Source organism: Arcanobacterium canis, from assembly GCF_029625435.1.
Classification (GTDB): Bacteria; Actinomycetota; Actinomycetes; order Actinomycetales; family Actinomycetaceae; genus Arcanobacterium; species Arcanobacterium canis.
Map to the genome: position 1 here is coordinate 949,780 of NZ_CP121208.1, position 22,076 is coordinate 971,855.

The following is a 22,076-nucleotide window of genomic DNA, read 5'->3' on the forward strand; positions in this document are numbered from 1 at the left end:
CCTCCCGAGCACTGACCCGGGGTGTGCGCCCGCAACGAAAGACGGGCACATGCTCCTCCCATCCGGACTTTAACCGTCGGTCGAGGAATTTCACCTCGTCAACCCGCAGATGCGGGCTCGCGGACTTTCACCGCCGGTTCAGACTTACACTGACCCCCGGAGCATTTGCTTCACTGCTAGTTATAGCACACGAGTTCGAATCATGATCAAAATTTCGCCGAGCGCAGTAAACCTCTCAGTGCGTATGCGTGCTTGCTAATGCTCGCAATGTTTCGATCTCTTCAGAGGCGTCAGCAGCACCGAAAACAGCCGAGCCTGCAACGAATGTGTCCGCTCCGGCGTCGGCAGCACGTTCAATTGTGGAACGTGAAATGCCACCATCGACCTGAATCCAGACGTCGAGTCCACTCTTACGCACTGCCTCGCGTGTGCGTGAGACTTTCGCCATCATCGAGTCGATGAACTTCTGGCCGCCGAAACCGGGTTCCACCGTCATGATCAAGATCATGTCGAATTCATCCAAAATGTCGAGCAGCGGTTCAATCGGTGTCGCTGGCTTGAGAGCGATACCTGCGCGAGCGCCCATGGCGCGAAGCTCACGGGCAAGACGTAGTGGTGCAGCTGCTGCCTCAGCATGGAAGGTCACCGACTGGGCCCCAGCATCCACAAATGACGGCGCCCACCGATCGGGATCTTCAATCATCAAATGAGCGTCAATCGGGAGCTCAGTAGCGCGTGCGATCGATTCAACCACAGGCATACCGAGCGTGAGATTCGGGACGAAATGATTGTCCATGACATCCACGTGTACCCAGTCAGCATTGGAAATTTTCGCCAGTTCGCTCGAAAGGTTGGCGAAGTCAGAATTGAGGATCGAGGGACTAATACGAACACTCATGCGCTCTCCTTTGACGGCTTTGTGATCAGGGCAAAGAACATGGCATCGCTGTGATGAAGATCAGGCCACAGTTGAACCATTTTGTCAGCAGAATCAATCGTCATCTTCGCTTGGGCCGATGCGATGGGGCCAGCGTCGATAAGCTGTGCATCCGTGCGCTCGAGGAATGACTCCACAACAGAACGCGTCTCCGTCAGGTACGGCGAGCAGGTCGAGTAGCACATCACGCCGCCCTCACGTAGCGCAGCATATCCAGAATCGAGTAACTTACCTTGGAGGACTGCCAAGTCGAGAGCATCACCGGCCTCCTTGCGCCAACGAGCTTCCGGCCGACGTCGGAGCGCCCCAATTCCCGTACACGGCGCATCGATCAAGATGCGATCATATGCCTGGGGTTCCTGCGCACCAATTTCCGTTCCATCACCTAAACGCAGATCAACGATGTTGCTCCAGTAGCGCACTGAATCGGCAACGAGATTCACACGATGCTCATGAATTTCGTTGGCGTGAATCCTCGCACCACGTTTGGCCGCGTAGGAGGCAAGTGTCGCGGTTTTACCACCTGGCCCTGCACACATATCGAGCCAGAGCTGATCACGTCCTTCTAGCGGCGCGTTAGCAAGCGTCCGTGCAATCAGTTGTGACCCTTCATCCTGGACGCCAGCCAGCCCATCCTTGACAGCAAAGACTCGATGAGGCGCACCAGATGTTAACAAAAGTGCCGAATCAACAAGTTTTCCAGGAGCGGACGTCATCGACCCACGTTCGATATCTGCTTCAAGGTCGCCCAGTGTGATTGCACGAGCAACAAGAGCAACGTGAGCCGGCGTGTTATCTGCCTTGAGGACTTTCAAGATGTCTTTGTGTGGTCGGCCTGACGCATTGAGAGCTTGGGACAGTGCCCGAATGATCCACCCAGGATGAGAAAACCATCGTGAAAGGAACGCGACAGAATTTGCTTTTCCACCAGCATCGGCACGAATAATTTCTTGCCATTCCTTCACACTACGTTCAGATACGCGATGAAGAACTGCATTGACAAATTTTGACGCACCCGTGCCAATTTCATTGCGCGTCAGAGTGACTGTCTCGTTGACAGCAGCATGAGGCGCTGTACCAAATTCGAGAAGCTGGTGGGTACCCATGCGCAGCAAGACACGAACTGGAAGGTCGGTATCCTCAATACGACGTCCGCCCATGCAGTGCTCAAGGATAGCATCCCATCGGCCTTGCAAACGCAGGGTGCCGTAGGCCAGATTCGTCGCATATGCGGAATCACGACGTCCGAAGTGCCACGATCGTAGCTGTCGTGGCAGAACGATATTTGCATAGGCACCGTCGGCTTCGACGTCCATGAGGACATTAAAGACAGCCAATCGTGCTTTGTCCGACGCCGAACGGCCCGGAACCCAGTGAGAGGGACGTTCCTTAGACATTGCCTACCTCGAATCGTGTCTCGCCTTTGAGGCCGCGCAACCAATCAGCTGCTGGCATATGTTTCTTTCCTGCGGGAGCCACCTGGCTCAACACCACATCAGTGGTTCCGGTGCCAGCAATCGCCCGTTTTCCGACGAGTTTGACCTCACCTGGGTTCAGTGAGGTCTCGTTGAGAATAGTCACGGGTCCGAGCTTAACGCGCGCACCATCAATTGTTGTCCACGGACCTGGGGACGGCGTCGTTCCAAGAATCATATTAGCGATGCGCTCGGCACTCCATGAAAAATTCACCCGTGCATCCGCCGAGGTGAGCTGCGGGGCATGAGTCGGTTCACCCACTTGCGGTGTCGCAACAGCCGTTCCTGCTTCGAGGTGATCGAGAGTGCGACACAGTTGCGCGGCTCCCGCCAGAGCAAGCTTTTCGAGAGTTTCGCCTGCCGTCAATTGCTGATCGCGCGGGAAGGACTCAATATCAAACACATCTCCGGTATCAAGACCGGCTTCGATCTGGAAAACGGACGTAGCGATCTCACTATCACCATGCATGATGGCGTACTGAACAGGTGCAGCACCACGCCAACGCGGAAGAGCTGAGAAATGAAGGTTGATCCACCCATGCGTGGGAACATCAAGAAGAGTTTTGGGAATAATGAGACCGTAAGCAACCACGGCAACAGCTTCTGGCGCAAGTTGTAAGATCTGCTCATGGATCTCGGCGCCTTTGAGACTCTTCGGAGTCAACACTGGGATGCCAAGTTCTTCTGCAGCAGCGTGGACGGGTGAGGCCGTCAGCACGCGTTTGCGCCCCACTGGCGCAGGCTCACGCGTGAGTACAGCAATAACCTCATGTTTTTCTGCAAGCAGACGGAGAGACGGCACGGATGTTTCAGGAGTTCCAGCAAAGATAATTCGCACGCGTCCATTCTACTGCCATTATGCTCAATGCCGAATCGAATGAATCCTTCTTGCATAAAATCACGTCCACATCAGTGTATCTGCGTGGCTGTGCCTTTCCAGGTGGTACATTCATGTCACAACATGGCGTCCATTTTCACACGTAATGTGGGAGCAGCATGAGCGGCAGAAACCTCGCGAATGGCGGCACGAATGAGCGACGTCCTATGGACGCGAAGATTCTCATCGAATCGAAGGAAAATAGTGCGCTGGGCTCCACGTGCCGGCTGAGGCCCTAACACACTCATCCCAGGGATGACCCCGTGAGCTCCACCTATCAAAATAGCTTCAAGAGGAACCTCATGATCGAGTTCGAGACCAGACGCTAGGGCACGAGTCCTCAGTATTGACAGGAACGTGCGCAGATCGTCCCATTCACCCGTCACTTCGCACCAAACCGAGACAGGCGGTTGGCTCAATGTCTCACGTTCAATGAGTGCCTTGCGCGCCCAGGCATCCCATGAGGAAGTAACCAACGAAATAAGTTGATGAGGAACGTCTCCGACAACAAGAAGTTTGCCACCCTGATTCCTCGGTTTAATTCTGGCAGCAATATGCGCCACAGATCGAAGAAAGTAGGTCTCGGCGTCAAGATTTACCGAATGTAACAGGTAGCCCGCATCGAGAACGACACCGGCAGCGTAACCATCGACCGTCGCTGGGGCAACGCCCGGGGTAGAAACGACGATTTTTGGCTTCCCATCAACCTGGGAAATAGATTCGCCGACTCGATTAAGATGGATGGGAACGTCACGAAATGCACGACCAATTTCTTGTGCAGTGCGATGGGAACCGATCCGCACAGCACGCAACTTTGTAAAATGGCAGTTTGGACACCTAAATGGGATCGCTGGTGCAGCGCAGACATGGCAATGTGGAGGAGCCTGGGGCGAATCAATTTCCAGAGTCCCGCCGCATTGAGAGCAAGAAGCAATTTGTCGGCATCGAGCGCAAGCCACCAGCGGGATATACCCAGCACGTGGCACTGTCACAAGTACTGGCCCCTTTTCGAGCCCAGAGCGAATGACTGAAAAAACGGACGATGGCATACGTGACCATGGAGCAGATTCATAAACGAAGTCGGCTGCATCGAGGACGTGGACAGATGTTGAGTGGTTCCACACGTACGGTTCAATCAACTCGATTTCACCCTGACGTGCCGCATGGATGAGAGGCAACGACGGCGCATAGCTCAACGACATGAACGTAGCGTCTTCTAGCTCGCATCGAACCCGTAATAGCTCACGCACGTGAATATACGGGCTACGCGGTTCACGCATGGCACTGTGGTGATCATCAACAATGACTGCACACCCAAGATTTTCAATCGGCGCCCATGCTGCGTTTCGTGTGCCAATGACAATTCGCGCGTGGTGGAACCGGACAGCAAGGAATTGGGTATAACGCTGCGCCTGATCTGTCTGCGAAGTCATCACAGCGATAGGCTCATCCAGATCAGCAAGTTGACGCGCAAGAGAATTCGCTATGACTGGTGTTGGAACAACGATGAGAATGCTCTTTGAACGGCTCAGGGTCGTCTCAACAATAGGCTTGACCATCTGCACAATTTTGTGTGCTGGTGCTAGTCGAACTGACGCTGCACCACGGTGACCAATGTGAGCAATAAAGTCTGCCGCACCGGCGTACTGATCCCAGACTCCACAAGTTTGAGGCGCCATTCGCAGGTCGAATTTTGGTGCATCACACGTGACGAATTCTTTTTCTGCTCGCGCATGACGTTGAGGAACCGCCAGACGTAAACAGTCAGCAACCGACGCAGCTTGCCGTTGTGCGATGACTTCACACAGCCGTTCAACATTTTTGCTGAGAACGGGAAGATCGGAATAGACACGTGCGAGTGGACGCAATGCCCCTGAGACCGTCGTTTGTGAATCGCGGGCAACGACAAACGCATCAACTTTCCGCTGTCCAATAGGAACGACGACGCGTGCCCCCACTGGGACGGAAGCAAACTTCTGAGGGATCTCGTAGTCGAAAGTACGATCCATGTGCGGCTGAGGCATATCCAGCCGCACATGCGCAACAGGCGACTCAACATCGCCTGTCAGCGTCCGCCGCACAGGTTCTAGCGCAAGCAGTTCCTCTTGTGCCTGCGCCTCCCCGAGTGAGAAAAGATCGTCAACTTCGTCCATAAGGCAATTGTGTCATAGGGGTAGGACACTTTTTGCCGATCACTTGTCACAGAGCAGCAAGAAGATCCTTGACTCGATCTGTACGCTCCCACGTGAAATCGGCATCGTCACGCCCAAAATGACCGTAAGCTGCCGTCGCCTTATAGATCGGGCGAAGTAAATCAAGATCACGAATAATTGCCGCAGGACGAAGATCAAAAACCTTGTTCACGGCAGCCGCGATGCGTTGCGGGTCTGCTTTTTCAGTTCCAAAAGTCTCCACGCGAACAGACACAGGGTGAGCCCGACCAATTGCGTACGCCACTTGGACCTCACAACGATCAGCCAACTGCGCAGCCACGACATTCTTCGCAACCCAACGCGCAGCATATGCAGCAGATCGGTCAACCTTGGAAGGATCTTTGCCTGAGAAAGCACCACCGCCGTGACGAGCCATTCCGCCGTAGGTATCGACGATAATTTTACGTCCAGTCAGACCAGCATCGCCCATCGGACCGCCGACAACGAAGCGACCAGAAGGATTGACAAGAAGGGTGAAATCATCGTCGGCAAAATTCGGTGCGAACTGAGTAAGAACTGGCAGAACAACGTGCTCACGAATCGCATTCGCCAGCCATTCCTGGCTGACATCAGGATCATGCTGGGTGGAGACCACAACCGTTTCGAGAGAGACCGGCACACCAGCGTCGTCGTAGTTAACCGTCACCTGGGTTTTACCATCGGGACGTAGCCCGGGGACGACGCCGCCGCGACGAACTTGAGTGAGGCGCTCAGCGAGGCGATGCGAGAGAAACACGGGCATCGGCATCAGCTGCGGAGTTTCATTGGTGGCATAGCCAAACATCAGTCCTTGGTCGCCAGCTCCCTGACGATCAAGTGGATCAATTTCCCCGCCGCTACGTGCTTCGAGAGAATCCTGAACACCTCCGGCAATGTCTGGAGACTGTGCGTCGATCGAGACAGAGACGCCACACGAGGTGCCGTCAAATCCGACAGCGGACGACGTGTAACCGATTTCGCACACAACTTCACGAACGATCTGCGGAATCTCAACGTATGCCTCAGTCGTAATTTCGCCAGCCACGTGAACTTGTCCCGTGGTGACAAGAGTTTCGACCGCCACGTGAGCCGCAGGATCCTCAGCCAAGATCGCATCAAGGATCGCATCGGAAATGCGGTCACTCACCTTGTCCGGATGTCCTTCAGTTACTGACTCCGACGTAAAAGGCTGCAGCGCCATTGTTACTCCTTGTTCAAATAAAAATTCACCGAAAATAAGGCTACCGCGCTCATGAAAGGTTGGCCACGATGGCGTTAACAATAGCGACGCTTACCTCATGTTTACTTCCTTCAGCGTGCCCGATAGTACGGCCATGCGGGTCCACAATTGTGATTTCAGTATCGACATCTCCAAAGCCTGAGTGCGTGCCAACTTGATTGATCACCAGGAGATCTGCCCCTTTGCGTTTCGCTTTCGCCACGCCATACTCATATGCGGTGTGCGTGTCGTCGCCAGTTTCGGCAGCAAAGCCAACAACCACTTGTCCATCGCGACGTCGGTGGTGTGCGAGATCGGCGAGAATATCAGGATTTTCTTCAAGATCGAGGTGCAGCTGACCTTGCCTTTTAATCTTGGTTTTTGAGGCAGCTACCCGGTAGTCCGACACTGCTGCAGCCATCACAACGACATGGGCAGATGGCGAGATATCGTTCATCGCTGAGTGGAGCTGCGCGGCAGTTTCCACATCCACAACGGTGGCACCGGGAAGTTCACGACGTGCCGAAGGGATATTGGCGGCAACAAACGTCACGCAAGCACCTCGCTTGAGCGCTGTTTGAGCCAGCTCAATCCCCATCCGTCCAGAGGACCGATTGCCAATAAAACGTACAGGATCGATCGGCTCACGTGTTCCGCCTGCACTAATGACGAAATGAACACCGTGCAACTCATCCGACGTCGCACCACAGAAACCACGCGAGACAAGATTGGCAATCGCAATCGAGGCAATATCTTCCGGTTCCATCATCCGACCGGCGCCGCTATCTACTCCTGTCAGTCTGCCACTGACGGGACCGGCAAAAATCGCTCCTCGCGACGCAAGGAGATCAATATTGGACACAGTAGCCGGGTGTTCCCACATCTGCGTATGCATCGCTGGCGCAATAATCAGCGGACACGTTGCCACCAGCGCAGAGGCAGTGAGCATGTTGTCTGCCATACCTGTAGCTAATTTTGCGATCGTATTGGCAGTCGCCGGGGCAACAATAAACAAATCTGCCGCAGCGCCTGTTCGCACATGAGCCACCTCGTCGGCTTCCTCTGGGACGTGGACATATGCCGGGTGCCCTGAAAGCGCCTCCCACGTGGTACGGCCGACCATTTCGAGCGACGCCGGCGTGGGAACCACACGAACGTCTGCGCCCCACTCCTTGAGACGACGCAGAAGAATCGCGCTCTTATACGCAGCAATTCCCCCACTGACGCCAAGAAGAATCCGGGGTCGAAAAACGCCTCCCGGTCGGGAGGCATTTTCATGGGTGCTCGTCATGATCGATTACTCAGCATCCGAGGACATCGTGAGCTTGTCTTCCACGATCTCTTCAAGAGCAAGCGAAAGTGGCTTGTCTTCGGGAGCCGACGGTACGAGCGGGCCAACAGTCGTGATGTTGCCATCGCCCGACTTGAGCTCCTGGCGGTACTCGTTGATCTGACGAGCACGCGCGGCACCGTAGACGGCAAGCGTGTACTTCGAATCCACACGCTCGAGCAGATCATCAATAGCAGGCTTCGTAATGCCTTCAGGATTTGGGGTAGTTCCGTACATAGTGCCTCCTTAAGTCAGCGAGTCTTCAGTTTACTCGTCTACGCCGAGAATTTGCAGTAGCTCGTCGGTGGCTTGAGCCACTGTATCGTTGACAACGATGTAGTCAAACTCAGATTCCGAAGCGAGTTCAATCTTGGCAGTCTCAAGCCTGCGAGCCTGATCCTCAGCCGTCTCGGTACCACGAGCACGAAGACGGTATTGAAGGTCTTCGAACGACGGCGGTGCGAGAAAGATCTGGATTGCTTCCGGCATCGATTCACGAACCTGTCGTGCGCCTGCGAGATCAAGCTCCAAGATTACTGTTTTTCCAGCCTCGAGCGCATCTTCAACCGGCTTGCGGATAGTGCCATACTTGTACATGCGATGGACAATTGCCCATTCGAGCATGTCGCCAGCTTCGACCATCGCGTCAAACTTCTCATCCGAAACGAAATGGTAATCCACTCCATCGGTCTCGCCTGGGCGTGCCGGACGCGTGGTAGCAGAAATCGAATACCACAGTTGGGGAGCTCGAGCAAGGAGCTCCTTGAGCACAGTCCCCTTCCCCACAGCTGTGGGACCAGAAATTACGAATGCTTGCATGGATCCTATGGTGCCACGTTTTCATACCACGCAAACAAAAATAGACGGCCTCGGTGAGACACTTCACCGAGGCCGTCTATCCTTGAAGGAAACGAAAAATCATCCAAAGAGATCAATCAATGCTTTTGCCTGGTGTGGACCAAGACCAGCCACGCGACGTGAAGCTGCGATATTTGCAGACTCCATAATCGCTGCAGCTTTCGCCTCACCGATACCCGGCAGAGACATCAGCATTGCACTAACTTTGAGCTTCCCAGCAATATCGTCTGACTTCGCTTGTTCAATAACTTTGGATACGCTGATCTGGCCTGCCTTAAGTTTCGATTTCAGCTCTGCACGCTGTGCACGTACTACTGCAGCTTTCTCAAGCGCTGCCTTACGCTGTTCCGGGGTGAGTGTGGGAAGAGCCATCATAGCCTCCTGAAAACGATCGGACACGAAGTTATTTGTTACATATCTTATGAATAATGTGGCCTTCACGCGTACTTTTGAGAGACTCAAATGCCTTTAAAATAGCCGTCGAAAACGTTTACGCAGGTCAGAGGTTGAAGGTGAAACGATTTACATCGCAGTTACACCGCTCACATTCTGATATCGTTGCGCAACAACAAGGAAGGTGTTGGCCAGACTGCAATATGCCTGACCAACACCTTCTTCACGTGTTCACAAAAGAGTGCTCACGATAAATGGTTAGCTCTCCTCACGTCCAGAATTTTCAAGCTCCCAGATTTCTGAAACGCGATTAAGAATGCCCATTGTGAACGAAACAGACTTATCTGTCGAGAACTCACGTGCAAGTGACGCAACCTCATTGATGACCACGGGGCGATCAACTCCCAAATACATGAGCTCGACAGCGCCGAGCCGCAGTAGATTGCGATCAACAATTGTCATACGATCAATCGACCATGCACCCGAAGCAGCATCAATCATCGAGTCGATGTTCTCCGCATTCTCAATGAAATGCGAGACGATCTCGACGCCATACTGTCCGATCGGTACCTGATGCGTCGATTCACTTTGGCGCAACTTGAGTAAATCTAGCGCGTCACAAGAGCTCAACCCTTTAAAGTCAACCTCGTACAGCACATCAAGCGAACGCTGACGCTGCAGCGATCTGCCCTTACGCCGGCCATCACGGCGAGACCTGTTCTGTGACATCAGGCGCGTGTGAGGTATTCGCCCGTGCGGGTGTCAACCTTGATCTTGTCGCCTTCATTGACGAACAACGGAACCTGAACCTCGTATCCAGTCTCGACCGTTGCAGGCTTGGTACCTGCGTTCGAGCGATCACCTTGGAGACCGGGCTCGGTGAAGGTCACTTCGAGAACAACCGATGCAGGGAGTTCGATGAACAGAACGGTTCCTTCGTTCGTTGCGACGACGGCGTTCTGGTTTTCCAGAAGGAAATTCTTGGAGGAACCGATCACATTGGAAGAGATAGGAAGCTGCTCGTAAGTGTCCAGATCCATGAACACATAGTCAGTTCCATCATTGTAGAGGTACTGCATATCGCGGCGATCAACCGTTGCGGTCTCTACCTTGACACCTGCGTTAAACGTACGGTCAACGTTCTTTCCCGAGAGGACATTCTTGAGCTTGGTACGAACGAAAGCTGGGCCCTTGCCCGGCTTAACGTGCTGGAACTCGACAACCTGCCATAGCTGGTTATCGATCTTGAGCACCATACCGTTCTTCAACTCGTTTGTTGTTGCCACGTGAACCTTCTTCCTGGGAACCAAAAATATTTGCCCCACAATGATAGCTCACCAATGCAAACTGTCAGCATTGACAAAGCAATTATGAGCGATCTTACGCAAGAGACGCCGCAATCTCCGCTATATCTCGATCAGAGGTTTCGATCACCTCGTTCACCACCGGTTCAGCGAGAAGACGCATTGTTTCCATCAATTCGCGCAGATGTCGTCGAGGCATCATGATCGCTGCTGAGTGTTGCCCCATCATGCCATTTCGACGAACCAACGTCGATAAATCAGCATGAAGCCAAACAATCCGTCCACCGTGAGCGCTCATCTCCCCGAGCGTCGCCATGGCAGCGCTGTTGTGTTGCAATGACTCACTCGAAGCTGCAATCACAAACTTCCCATCGGCGTCAACTTGATCAAGGAGCTCTAACAACACGGATTCGCTCACCTGGACTCGTTGTTCTCGTGGAACAAGGAGATAGAGATCGGCGGGCTCAACTCCGAAACGTTGCGCAACGATTTGGTCGGTATCCGCAGCGGTATAGCCGAGGTTTTGTAGCTCACGCGCAATGGAGGTCTTTCCACTTCCAGGGGCGCCAAGGAGAACAATCGTCATTCCACTCCAATCGCATCGAATGCTCGGTCACATCCATCAGGCGCAGTCACAATATGCGCTTCCCCGACATCACTCAACACAACAAATCGTAGCTGCCCATCACGTACTTTTTTATCAGCAAACATATATTTCAGTAGCTCGCGACGATTAGCATTTGGAGCGCTTATCGGCAAACCTACCGCTGAAAAGAGGTCGCGATGGAGGTTCGCCAGTTTCGGATCAGCAAGGCCTTCCGCAACAGCTAATTCAGCAGCAAAAACGCATCCAATGGCGACTGCTTCCCCATGTGCCATCGTGTATCCACTCGCGGCTTCTAAGGCATGAGCCAATGTGTGTCCGTAGTTTAAAAATTCGCGTTGGCCTGATTCATGAAGATCAGCGGAAACGATCTGTGCCTTGAGCGAGATTGCCTGGACAGCAACCTCGTTCAACGCGAATGACGTGGGATCGAGAATCCTTTCCTTCTGCTCCAGTACCGTCTCGATGATTGAAGATTTCGAAATGAGACCGCATTTGATGACCTCTCCCATTCCTTCCCGTAATTTCGGTAGCGGCAAAGTGGCCAGCACATCGAAATCGGCGAAGACACCGACAGGCGAGTGAAACGCTCCAATAAGGTTCTTTCCAAATGACATGTTGATCCCAGTTTTTCCACCGACAGCTGCATCAACCATTCCCAGAAGTGTTGTCGGAACGCTAATCCACGGGAGACCACGTAGCCACGTCGCGCTCGCAAATCCGCCGACGTCGGTCGTCGCTCCTCCCCCAACAGCCACGACGACGCCGTCACGCGAGACTCCCATCTCGTGAAGACGATCCCATATTGTTTCCAGAACCGTCACCGTCTTTGCTTCCTCACCACGTGGCAAGGTGAGAACCGTGGCAGGTGTGCCAAGTTGCTTCATTGAGGTGGCAATCTGGTTCGCGAGTTGAACGACATCGGGAGACGTGACAACCACTCCCGCCGCGTATTTTGCGGCACAACGAGCCGCGAGAGGTGCAACGGCACGTCCAATAACGACGTCGTAAGAGTGCTCAGCGTTTATTTGTCGAACAACCGGAGGATTTAATAATGCATTCACGACCACTGAGGTCGTGTGTTCCGTCGAAAACCGTGATGAATCCACAATAATATTTGCGTTCTCGTAGTAAAGAGCGGCACGCTCGGCACGCAACCGCGCAATTTTTTGCCCGACGCGTGAGGCCAACAGAGGGCGTGCGGAGCGTCCATGCTCAACGCGAGCAGCGAGTACTTCGTCGGAAGCATCGACGAGGACTACAGGAACCTCCCGCAACAATGCACGCGTGCCCGCGTCAAGAATTGCGCCACCGCCAAGTGAGAGGATACCGTCGAACCCGTCCATCGCTTTTGCAACAGTCGCAGCTTCAATCTGACGAAAGTGGTCTTCACCGACGCGGAAAAGGTCAGCAATCTTTTTGCCGGTAGAACGTTCGATCAATGAATCCGTGTCTTCGAACCCGACGCCAAGACGGTTCGCAACCCGTCGTCCAATTGAGCTCTTCCCGCTCCCCGGCATTCCGATAAAAACTGCACGTACCATCAGCGTTGCATCTGCGGAATATGCGCGAGGAATCCGTCAAGGTTGCGCCTGACTTCGGCGAGAGAATCTCCCCCCGTCTTGTCAAGGAGCGCTTGGGCGATGACAAGTGCCAACATTGCCTCTGCGATAACAGCGCCAGGGACCACTGCGCACGTATCCGACCGTTGATGATTCGCCGTCGCACTATCACCCGTCACGACATCGATTGTCTCAAGAGCACGCGGCACTGTTGAAATAGGTTTGAATGCTAAACGGACAGTGATCGCTTCGCCATTCGAAATTCCGCCTTCAATTCCGCCCGCCCGGTTGGTGCGTCGGTACACGCGATCACTGCGGTAAATTTCGTCATGTGCCTGGGAGCCGCGGCGCATCGCGGAGGTAAACCCATCCCCGATTTCCACGCCTTTAACCGAGGGAATCGACATCATCGCACCCGCAATTTTTGCGTCTAATCGTTGGTCGTCAACTGCGTAAGTACCCAAACCCTGCGGAACATTCCACGCCGTTACTTCGACGATGCCGCCAAGGGTATCACCTGCTTTTTTTGCCTCATCGATCTGAGCAATGAAGCTCTGAGCGAGTTCTGGATCGAGTTGGCGCACTGGGCTTGCATCCAAAGCTTGTGCCATCTGCGCCGATGCTGGTGGAACTTCGGAGCGAATCGATCCGATACCAATTACCTGCGAAACGATCTCAATGTCTGCAACCTGGCGCAGCAACTGCTTGGCAACTTCGCCAAGTGCCACCCGCGCAGCTGTTTCTCGCGCTGAGGCACGTTCAAGGACATTTCGAGCCGAGGAAAACCCGTACTTATTCATCCCGACAAGATCAGCATGACCAGGGCGTGGCTGAGTCAATGGCCGGTAGCGTGCGATCTCCTTCGCATCCCCTTTTCCATCACTACGCACGAGAGCATCATGAGAAACGGGTTGGGGGGACATGACAGCTTCCCATTTGGGCCATTCAGTATTTGCGATTGTCATGGCAATCGGCGAACCGAGAGTTATGCCGTGTCGCACTCCTGAAAGAATTTCAAGCTGGTCCGCTTCAAATTTTTGTCTGCTCCCTCGGCCATATCCATGGCGACGACGTGCAAGTGCTTTTTCGATTGCTTCGTCACTGATATCGACACCCGCTGGGATTCCCTCAATGAGCGCCACCAAAGCTTTTCCGTGTGATTCACCCGCAGTTGACCAATGCATGAAAGTATTATCTCACGTTAACGCGTCAACGCACGCACATCCGGCAACAAGGGCAGGACCGAATGGATGGGTGTCTGTCCGATGCAACCGTTGACGAATCATCAAGGTACCAAGCGCCACGCAGTGACAAGCGATCGCAATCACACACGCCCACCATATTCGCTGTGGTGCAAGGGCCCCTTGCCACAGAGCGATCGCGAGAAGTAAGCGGGCATCCCCTACTCCGATGAGACGTCCTCGGCTGGCTAACGAAATTCCTGCTATGACACCGGCACAGCCGACGCTCCAGAGCCAATGAAGCAGAGGCGTCCCCTGGGATATTGCCGCAATCATGGCCACAATAATCGCAATATTTGTCCACGACACTCGTAGTGTTTGGGTGTGAAAATCTAAGCGGGCATTTGCGATCAACGGAAGATAAAACACTCCCATCAGCGCAAGTCGCCAGGGAGTGTCCTGGTTGAAAAAAGCACACAGAACAACCGCGATGGTGAGTAAAACAGCCATGGCGTCACGATATCTCGGGCCCACAATCACGCAGCGAAGTTTTCCACAACCTTTTCAATAACGCTGAGATCGGGATTCACTCCGGTGAGGATCCGTTGCGCATCTTCAATTTGTCGAGCAAGAATTGCCCCGTACGTAACGGCGCCTCCTTCACCAGCAGCGACACGGATGACAGGTACCCCACAGTGCTGTATCTGCGCACTCACATTCTGCGGGATCATGCCGCAGATCATGAGTGAATCGAATTCACCAAGACGACCGATCAGTGCATCGAAACGCACGGCAGACACATCAAGGCCTAAACGGTGTGCCGCTGATATTGCTGAACCTGGCCCTGCCGAATTAAGAGGTGCAAGGAAAATTGAGCGCGCTTTGAGCTCTACCGCACTAGCGAGTGCGCTCGCTGCAAGTTCTCGACCACCGAGGATCGCTGTGGTGCCGAGTTCGACGCTTGCAGCACGAGTTGCACGCACAATTCCGGAGGTGAGCGAGTGGCAACCGATTGCCATACGTGCGTTGCCCGTCGGTTGGAACGCCACCACAGACCGAACCGACGTCTCTTTCGCGAGGCCGTCGTCAAGATCAGTCACGCCTGCGACGGCGGCACATAAGCTCGGATGAAACTCGATACCGACGACGTCGTCAGGTGCGTGTCGGATGATATCGGCAACCTCGAGAGCTGAGGCATCTCGTCCGGTCGCCTCAACTCCCGTCGCCCGATGCGCCGCGATGACACAGTGGCGCCATCGCGACGGGCCAACGACCTCAATTCTCACTTCTTATCCTGCGGGTGATCTTCAAGCCACTTGCGGAATTGGGCAACGTTCGCATTGTGTTCATCGAGATTATCGGCGAACTTTGTCTCCCCCGTATTGAGATCAACCGTGACGAAGAACAGCCACTTTCCTGCTGGAGGATTGATCGAATCACGAATAACTTCCATCGACGGATTCGAAATCGGAGCAGGTGGGAGGCCCTTATGACGATAGGTGTTGTACGGGTTGTCGTTCTTCAGATCGGCAGCCGTCGGGACACCACCACTCTTACCCACACCGTACAGAACAGTTGAGTCCATCTGAAGCAGCCCGTGAGAGACTGACTTGTCCTCAAGTCGGTTGAGAATGACACGAGCAACCTGACCGCGATATTTTTCAAAGCTGACTTCGCGTTCAACGATCGAAGCGATAATGAGTTGACGTTGCCACTGATCCTGGGAAATCCCTAACTTCTCAAGCTCACTAATACGCCGTTCGACCATCTTCTTGAGCGCCTGAGCGGGAGTTGTCCCCGGGTCAAAATTATATGTCGCAGGTGAGAGCCAACCTTCAATATTGCCCTTGGCAACACCAGGAAGACCAATCGCTGCAGAATCCTTCGACGCAGCGACGATGTCCTCAAGCGGAATTTGCATGACGTTCGCCATGCGTTCAAATACGTGACGGGCAGTAAATCCTTCGACGACTGTCACGCCCGCATTCGCTTTCGCTGCTGGATCGAGAAGACGAGCAACTGCGCTCGCTCCCGACATTTGCTTACGCATTGTGTAGGACCCAGGCTGAATTTGTGCCGCGCGAGGAGACTCTTTGAAGGCTGCAACGAAAGAGGCAGCTGACTTCACGACGCCTTTTTCCTGGAGAATCTTTCCCATCGCTGTACCAGTGGCCCCCTCGGGAATCGTGACAACGATTTCACCTGTACCTTCACCGGTATAATCCGAAACGGATGATGACGTCAAGGCATGCTTCACCCACGGCACCACAGCGAAGCCAACCCCGGTGACGAGCATCGCGGTGACGAACAGAGCGATCGCTGTCTTGATCTTGCGCCGACGACGAGCACGTTCCCGACGTCGCCCGGCCCCTGGCGAGTGGGCAGAGTCCGCACCGAAGAATTCAGACATCGTTGGTCCTTTCAATCAATTCACCGGGTTCGCGCCCTGTGTTCTTTTCAAATTGCAGTGCCGACTCAAGAATAATGACTGCCGCGACTTGGTCAACAACTGCGCGATGAGAAATCTCAGCTCTCCCGGCCTCATGGAGCTGGCGATGCGCCGTAACGGTACTCATCCGTTCGTCCACGAGGCGAATGGGCACGTCCACACGTTTGGCCAAACGTCGTGCCCATCGACGGCATTCCTTAGCAGATTTCCCTTCAGTTCCATCCATATTCAGAGCAAGTCCGACCACTACTTCAATAGCGTCGAAATCGTTGACCCAGCGCGCAACTTGACCGAGATCGTTTTTTCCTCTAGCTAACGTAGCGAGAGGAGTTGCGAGGATCCCGGCCGAGTCGCACTTGGCCACGCCAACGCGTGCCATACCGACGTCGACCGAGATCCTTACTCCCCGACGGAACTCAGGCAAGTGCGCCCCGAATCGTCTCGAGCGCTGCGTCAATCTTGGAGATATCCGTGCCACCACCCTGAGCAAGGTCAGGGCGACCGCCACCGCCGCCACCGAGAGTCTTGGCGGCAAGCGATACGAGAGCACCAGCCTTCACACCGTTCTTCTGAGCTGCGTCGTTGACCGCAACAACTACCGAGGGACGTCCGTTCGCTACGCCAATAAGAGCAACGACGCCTGCCTCAGAGCCGAAGCGTGTACGAAGATCGGTAGCTGCAGTACGAACTTCGTCCGCCGACGCCACATCACCAATTGTGGCAACCACAGCATCGACGCTACCAATACGAATGCGCGACGCGAAAAGCGACTCGAATGTGGATGCGAGCTTGTCGTATCGAAGTGCCGCGATTTGCTTCTCAGCTTCCTTCAAACGATTGAGGAGCGAATCGATATGCTCAGGAAGTTCCTCAGGGCGAACTTTCGTCAGGGACGCAAGGTGGGAAACCATAGCGCGCTCACGAGCTCCTTGAGCGTAGGCCCCTGGGCCGACAAGAGCCTCGATACGGCGAACGCCCGAACCAATGGACGACTCTCCGAGCACTGAGACAAGACCAATATTGCCTGTTTCAGGAACGTGCGTTCCTGCACACAGTTCACGCGACCAATCGCCACCAATGGAGACAACACGAACTTCTTTTCCGTACTTCTCTCCGAACAATGCCATTGCACCCGACTTCTTGGCATCATCCAGGCTCATGATCTGATCCGTGACAGCAAGATTTTCTTGCAATCGCTGGTTCGTACGCTCCTCAATTTCGTGCATCGTCGCTGTCGGAACAGACTCTCCGTGGCGGAAGTCGAAACGAAGACGTGACGGTGAATTCTCAGAACCTGCCTGGGTCGCTTGGTCACCAAGGTACTCGTGGAGCACCTTGTGAACCATATGCGTTGCGGTGTGAGCACGCGCAATTTCTTCACGACGCTGAATGTCGATCTGAGAGAATACCGAATCGTTGAGCGCAATAGAACCTTCTGTGAGGGTACCGCGATGGACGAAAAGCCCCTTCACCGGCATCTGCACGTCATCGACTTCGAACATGCCGCCGCCGGCTACAGAAATCGTTCCATGATCGGCGAGCTGTCCACCTTGCTCAGCCCAGAACGGCGTCTGATCAAGGATGATATCGACTTCGGCTGGTGCTTCAGCAGCAGGAACAGGCTGGCCATCCTTCAAGAGTGCGACAACTTTGCCATCTGCAGAATAATCCGTGTACCCAAGGAAGTGAGTATTTGCGCCTTCTTTCGCCTGGATCTCATGGTAGACAGTGGCATCCACATGGCCGGTCTTCTTTGCGCGTGCATCGGCACGAGCACGGTCCTTCTGTTCTTGCATGAGAGCACGGAATTCACCTTCGTCAACCTTGACACCTTTTTCACCGGCCATCTCAAGCGTGAGATCAATTGGGAAACCGTAGGTATCATGCAGCGTAAAGGCGTCCGAACCTGACAGCGGAACGCCTGCTTTGGACGCCTTCGCGACGGCGGCATCGAAAATTTGTGTGCCCTGATTGAGAGTACGGCGGAATGCGTCTTCTTCGCCGTATGCAACCCGAGAAATACGATCAAATTCTGCCTCAAGTACAGGATAGGACTCTTTCATCGCGTCCTTCGACGCTGTGAGGAGAACAGGAAGTGCCACATCATCATAACCCAGAAGACGAACTGAACGGACAGAGCGGCGGATCAGACGACGAAGCACGTAGCCACGGCCGTCATTTCCTGGAGTGACACCGTCGGCAATCAGCATCAGTGCCGAGCGCACGTGGTCAGCAATGACACGCATCTGAACGTCGTCCTCAGAGTTGTCGCCGTACTTCTTACCGGTCAGTTTCTCTGTTGCCTCGATGACCGGGTAAACCTGGTCGGTTTCGTACATGTTTGGCTTATCTTGCAAGACAAATGCAAGGCGCTCTAAGCCTGCACCCGTATCGATTGCCGTTTGGTCAAGATCTCCGAGAAGTGGGAAGTCCTTTCCTTCGCCTTCACCGCGTAGGAACTGGTCAAACACAAGATTCCAGATTTCCAAGTAGCGATCACCGCCCGGATCAACAGTGCCGCCAACAGCTTCGGGGCCGTAAGCTGGGCCACGGTCGTAGTGGATCTCTGCACACGGACCTGCCGGACCAGGCTGACCCGTGGACCAGAAGATTTCTTCACGCTTGAGCTTGACGATGTGCTTCGGATCAACGCCAACCTTGACGAGCTCGTTGAATGCGACATCATCTTCTTCCCAGATGGTGACCCACAAGCGATCAATTTCTAGACCATAACCACCCTCTTCAATAGATGATGTGAGCAGACCAAAAGCCAGATCAATAGCGCCTTCTTTAAAGTAATCACCGAAGGAAAAATTGCCACACATCTGGAAAAAGGTGCCGTGACGGGTTGTATGACCGACGTTTTCGATGTCGTTCGTACGAATACATTTCTGTACTGATGCCACACGTGGGTAGGGGGCTTTCTCCGTGCCGATAATGTAGGGAATGAACGGCACCATTCCTGCGATCGTGAAAAGGATCGACGGATCTGGTGAAACAAGCGAGATCGAATCTTCGATCTTGTGGTTGTGCTTGTCGAAGTACTCAAGCCAACGACGGCGGATTTCAGCTGTACGCATTCTCTTCCTTAGTTTTCCTGATTCTCTTCACGGTGAGAGAAAGTAGTTTTCACTTTCGCGGCTCCCTTTCGTAGAGCGACAAAAGGCGCTCCGACGGTGGAGGTCACGAGAGTAGTCATCGCGGAAATATCTTCTGTGGTTCGGGCAGCTGCTGCGGTGATCTGATCCAAGCGAGCCACCTGACTATTCGCGCCAGCAACTGTCTGAGCTGCTTCGTCAATCGCTGGCAGGGTGTGCTCCGTGAGTTCACGCAGTGATTCAGCGAGTCGATCAAGCACACCAGAGAGCTTGTTCAGCGGCCGAATCATGAAATACACGAGAGCCAAAAAGGCAAGCGCTGCAATAAGCGCCGCGATCTGTCCGAGAGTCACAGGTTCCATAGATGGTAGTTTACCTGAATACAGCAACGCGCCGCGGTGAGCCGCGGCGCGTTGCGAAGTTATGATCAGCGCGAGTAGTGCTCGACGACCATCTGGATCTCGCAGGTAACCGGGATTTCCGGACGCAGCGGGAGACGGACGAACTCGAAACGCAGCTTCTCGAGGTCAACCTTGATGTACTCAGGAGCAGCTGGCAGAACGTCAGCATGTTGACCCTGAGCAGCGGCAAGGAACATCGGCGAAGTCTGCGACTTCGGCTTTACCTGAACAACCTGACCAGGCTTGACGCGGAACGACGGGCGATCAACGTGCTTGCCGTCAACGAGGATGTGGCCATGAACCACAATCTGACGAGCCTGGGCGATCGTACGAGCGAAACCGGCGCGAAGAACGAGGGCGTCAAGACGCGATTCAAGAAGAGCCATCAGGTTCTCACCCGACATACCTTCCATCTTGCGAGCTTCGTTCCAGATCTTACGGAGCTGAGCTTCGCGAATGCCGTACTGAGCACGAAGACGCTGCTTCTCCTTCAAACGGATCGAGTAATCGGAATCCTTGACGCGGCCACGGCCATGCTCACCTGGACGGTAGGGGCGGCGCTGCATGTAGCGCTCAGCCTTGGGGGTCAGAGCAATGCCGAGGGCACGGGACATACGCACAGACTTGCGTGCGCGGTTCTTCGAAGACATGTTTCTCCTGTCGACTTATTGGCACGTTTCACCGGATTTCGGGGAAAACGCGGGGCCAACCACAATGGCTAAGACCCCAGGTGTTGCACGCGCAACCCGATAACTATAGCACTATCTGTTTAAAATATGCTGGATCTTCGCCATTCGCGCCGTGATTTGCGCCTCGAAGCCTCGCTCTAGCGGCTCGTAATAAACAGTCCCTCTCAGTTCATCTGGAAGATACTGTTGCGCTGCGACACCACTGGGCAGGTCATGCGGGTAGATATAGTTCACGTTGTCACCCGTCTGCGCAGCAGCAATCTTTGATGCCTTGACACTTTGGTCACGCAAATGCACCGGAACCTGCCCAATTTTTCCAGCCCGAACATCGGCGATTGCCTTGTTAATCGCAAGATATGCACGGTTCGATTTCGGCGCTGTTGCCAGATGAACTACAGCCTCAGCAAGAATAATTCGTGCCTCTGGCATACCCACGAGAGCCACCGATTGCGCTGCCGCAGTTGCCGTTTGAAGCGCTGAAGGATCGGCCATCCCAATATCTTCCGCCGCCGAGATCATTAAGCGCCGGGCTACAAATCTCGGATCTTCACCAGCCTCAAGCATACGGGCGAGGTAGTGCATTGCCGCGTCCACGTCCGATCCCCGTATCGACTTAATAAAAGCCGAAATAACGTCATAGTGTTGATCACCATCGCGATCGTAACGCACGGCATAAACGTCAACTGCCGCTTCGACGTCGGCGAGAGTCACATGCGCTCCCCCGCCGCTTGCAGCCGCCTCAAGAATCGTCAGCGACCTGCGCCCATCAGCTCCCGCAAGCCGAATGATCGCGTCACGAGCATCGGCGTCAAGCGTGACGCGGCCGGACAAGCCTCGTTCGTCCACAAGCGCCCGATCGATCAGTACGCCGACGTCGTCGGAACCAAGCGGATGGAGCGTGAGTAAAAGGGAACGCGAGAGCAACGGTGAGATAACAGAAAAGGATGGGTTCTGTGTGGTTGCTGCAATGAGAACAACCCAAAGATTTTCGACTGCCGGCAACAGGGCATCCTGCTGCGTTTTGGAAAACCGATGAACTTCATCGACAAACAGGACAGTCTCTTGCCCATCGGTCATCAAGCGGCGCTTCGCGTCTTCAATCACGTTGCGCACATCCTTCACACCGGCAGAGACAGCGGAGATCTCTACAAAACGCCGATTGCCTGCTCGAGCGACGAGATAAGCAAGGGTGGTCTTCCCGATCCCAGGCGGACCCCATAAAAATACTGAAGACGCGGCTGACGCATCACCTTTGATCATCCGTGTCAGTGGCTGGCCAGGACCGAGTAAATGTTTCTGTCCAACCACCTCATCGATTGTCCGTGGACGCATTCGCACCGCGAGAGGCGCATGTGAATGATCAGGCGTCCCGACGTCGTTAACTGTTGCACTTTCAAAAAGATCCACACACCCATCGTAGGGGTTTCCCACGTTCAACATCAGCTGGAACCACGGCATTTGCGAGACTCGTTCGCCCTCAAGAAAATCGCTATTGTCTTTGCCGACG

At 54.2% G+C, this 22,076-nt stretch carries 22 protein-coding genes and 1 riboswitch; all 22 genes read right to left on the reverse strand.

All coding sequences use genetic code 11. From position 1 onward, the window contains the following. Positions 1–46 precede the first annotated feature (46 nt). Positions 47–168, reverse strand: a riboswitch (FMN riboswitch). A gap of 67 nt (positions 169–235) precedes the next feature. Next, positions 236–898 (reverse strand): ribulose-phosphate 3-epimerase, encoded by a 663-nt coding sequence (gene rpe, locus P7079_RS04275; RefSeq protein ID WP_278012061.1) that lies wholly within the window; start codon positions 896–898, stop codon positions 236–238. Continuing rightward, the gene (locus tag P7079_RS04280; RefSeq protein WP_278012062.1) at positions 895–2,334 is read right to left on the reverse strand and encodes an RsmB/NOP family class I SAM-dependent RNA methyltransferase; all 1,440 of its coding nucleotides are present in this window, start codon (positions 2,332–2,334) and stop codon (positions 895–897) included. Before P7079_RS04280 ends, rpe begins: the two co-directional genes overlap by 4 nt. Beyond that, positions 2,327–3,250 carry a methionyl-tRNA formyltransferase gene (gene fmt / locus P7079_RS04285; protein ID WP_278012063.1) on the reverse strand — a complete coding sequence of 308 codons (924 nt, stop codon included), beginning with the start codon at positions 3,248–3,250 and terminating at the stop codon, positions 2,327–2,329. The genes P7079_RS04280 and fmt overlap by 8 nt, the downstream gene beginning before the upstream one ends. A gap of 116 nt (positions 3,251–3,366) precedes the next feature. After that, a complete protein-coding gene (locus tag P7079_RS04290) occupies positions 3,367–5,442 on the reverse strand; it encodes a primosomal protein N' family DNA-binding protein (protein WP_278012064.1) in 2,076 nt (691 codons plus the stop codon). A gap of 46 nt (positions 5,443–5,488) precedes the next feature. Further along, positions 5,489–6,682, reverse strand: coding sequence for a methionine adenosyltransferase (metK, locus tag P7079_RS04295; RefSeq protein WP_278012065.1), 1,194 nt, complete (start codon positions 6,680–6,682; stop codon positions 5,489–5,491). Between the two features lie 49 nt (positions 6,683–6,731). Next, complete coding sequence (gene coaBC / locus P7079_RS04300; RefSeq protein WP_278012066.1) at positions 6,732–7,991, reverse strand: bifunctional phosphopantothenoylcysteine decarboxylase/phosphopantothenate--cysteine ligase CoaBC; 1,260 nt, start codon at positions 7,989–7,991, stop codon at positions 6,732–6,734. 6 nt (positions 7,992–7,997) lie between these two features. Next, positions 7,998–8,267, reverse strand: coding sequence for a DNA-directed RNA polymerase subunit omega (rpoZ, locus tag P7079_RS04305; RefSeq protein WP_278012067.1), 270 nt, complete (start codon positions 8,265–8,267; stop codon positions 7,998–8,000). 30 nt (positions 8,268–8,297) lie between these two features. Continuing rightward, positions 8,298–8,849: a guanylate kinase gene (gene gmk / locus P7079_RS04310; RefSeq protein WP_278012068.1), complete on the reverse strand. Its 552-nt coding sequence runs from the start codon at positions 8,847–8,849 to the stop codon at positions 8,298–8,300. A 99-nt stretch (positions 8,850–8,948) separates the two neighbouring features. After that, the gene (gene mihF, locus P7079_RS04315) at positions 8,949–9,287 is read right to left on the reverse strand and encodes an integration host factor, actinobacterial type (protein WP_465251486.1); all 339 of its coding nucleotides are present in this window, start codon (positions 9,285–9,287) and stop codon (positions 8,949–8,951) included. Between the two features lie 252 nt (positions 9,288–9,539). Then, on the reverse strand, positions 9,540–10,010 hold the full coding sequence (gene nusB, locus P7079_RS04320; RefSeq protein WP_278012069.1) for a transcription antitermination factor NusB: 471 nt from the start codon (positions 10,008–10,010) through the stop codon (positions 9,540–9,542). Beyond that, positions 10,010–10,567: an elongation factor P gene (gene efp / locus P7079_RS04325; protein ID WP_278012070.1), complete on the reverse strand. Its 558-nt coding sequence runs from the start codon at positions 10,565–10,567 to the stop codon at positions 10,010–10,012. Before efp ends, nusB begins: the two co-directional genes overlap by 1 nt. Before the next feature lie 94 nt (positions 10,568–10,661). Beyond that, the gene (locus P7079_RS04330) at positions 10,662–11,171 is read right to left on the reverse strand and encodes a shikimate kinase (RefSeq protein WP_278012071.1); all 510 of its coding nucleotides are present in this window, start codon (positions 11,169–11,171) and stop codon (positions 10,662–10,664) included. Next, positions 11,168–12,733, reverse strand: coding sequence for a 3-dehydroquinate synthase (aroB, locus tag P7079_RS04335; protein ID WP_278012072.1), 1,566 nt, complete (start codon positions 12,731–12,733; stop codon positions 11,168–11,170). Before aroB ends, P7079_RS04330 begins: the two co-directional genes overlap by 4 nt. Next, the gene (aroC, locus tag P7079_RS04340; RefSeq protein ID WP_278012073.1) at positions 12,733–13,935 is read right to left on the reverse strand and encodes a chorismate synthase; all 1,203 of its coding nucleotides are present in this window, start codon (positions 13,933–13,935) and stop codon (positions 12,733–12,735) included. Before aroC ends, aroB begins: the two co-directional genes overlap by 1 nt. Positions 13,936–13,947: 12 nt before the next feature. After that, entirely contained in the window at positions 13,948–14,442 is a 495-nt protein-coding gene (locus P7079_RS04345) for a prepilin peptidase (protein WP_278012074.1), read from the reverse strand. Positions 14,443–14,468: 26 nt separating this feature from the next. Then, the gene (locus P7079_RS04350) at positions 14,469–15,218 is read right to left on the reverse strand and encodes a hypothetical protein (RefSeq protein WP_278012075.1); all 750 of its coding nucleotides are present in this window, start codon (positions 15,216–15,218) and stop codon (positions 14,469–14,471) included. Further along, on the reverse strand, positions 15,215–16,342 hold the full coding sequence (gene mltG, locus P7079_RS04355; RefSeq protein ID WP_278012076.1) for an endolytic transglycosylase MltG: 1,128 nt from the start codon (positions 16,340–16,342) through the stop codon (positions 15,215–15,217). Before mltG ends, P7079_RS04350 begins: the two co-directional genes overlap by 4 nt. Next, a complete protein-coding gene (ruvX, locus tag P7079_RS04360) occupies positions 16,335–16,760 on the reverse strand; it encodes a Holliday junction resolvase RuvX (RefSeq protein WP_278012077.1) in 426 nt (141 codons plus the stop codon). The genes mltG and ruvX overlap by 8 nt, the downstream gene beginning before the upstream one ends. A gap of 37 nt (positions 16,761–16,797) precedes the next feature. Further along, positions 16,798–19,461: an alanine--tRNA ligase gene (alaS, locus tag P7079_RS04365; protein WP_278012078.1), complete on the reverse strand. Its 2,664-nt coding sequence runs from the start codon at positions 19,459–19,461 to the stop codon at positions 16,798–16,800. Positions 19,462–19,469: 8 nt separating this feature from the next. After that, the gene (locus tag P7079_RS04370) at positions 19,470–19,841 is read right to left on the reverse strand and encodes a DUF948 domain-containing protein (protein ID WP_278012079.1); all 372 of its coding nucleotides are present in this window, start codon (positions 19,839–19,841) and stop codon (positions 19,470–19,472) included. A gap of 65 nt (positions 19,842–19,906) precedes the next feature. Beyond that, complete coding sequence (gene rpsD, locus P7079_RS04375) at positions 19,907–20,530, reverse strand: 30S ribosomal protein S4 (RefSeq protein WP_278012080.1); 624 nt, start codon at positions 20,528–20,530, stop codon at positions 19,907–19,909. Positions 20,531–20,641: 111 nt separating this feature from the next. Next, the gene (locus P7079_RS04380; RefSeq protein WP_278012081.1) at positions 20,642–21,976 is read right to left on the reverse strand and encodes a replication-associated recombination protein A; all 1,335 of its coding nucleotides are present in this window, start codon (positions 21,974–21,976) and stop codon (positions 20,642–20,644) included. Between the last annotated feature and the right edge of the window lie 100 nt (positions 21,977–22,076).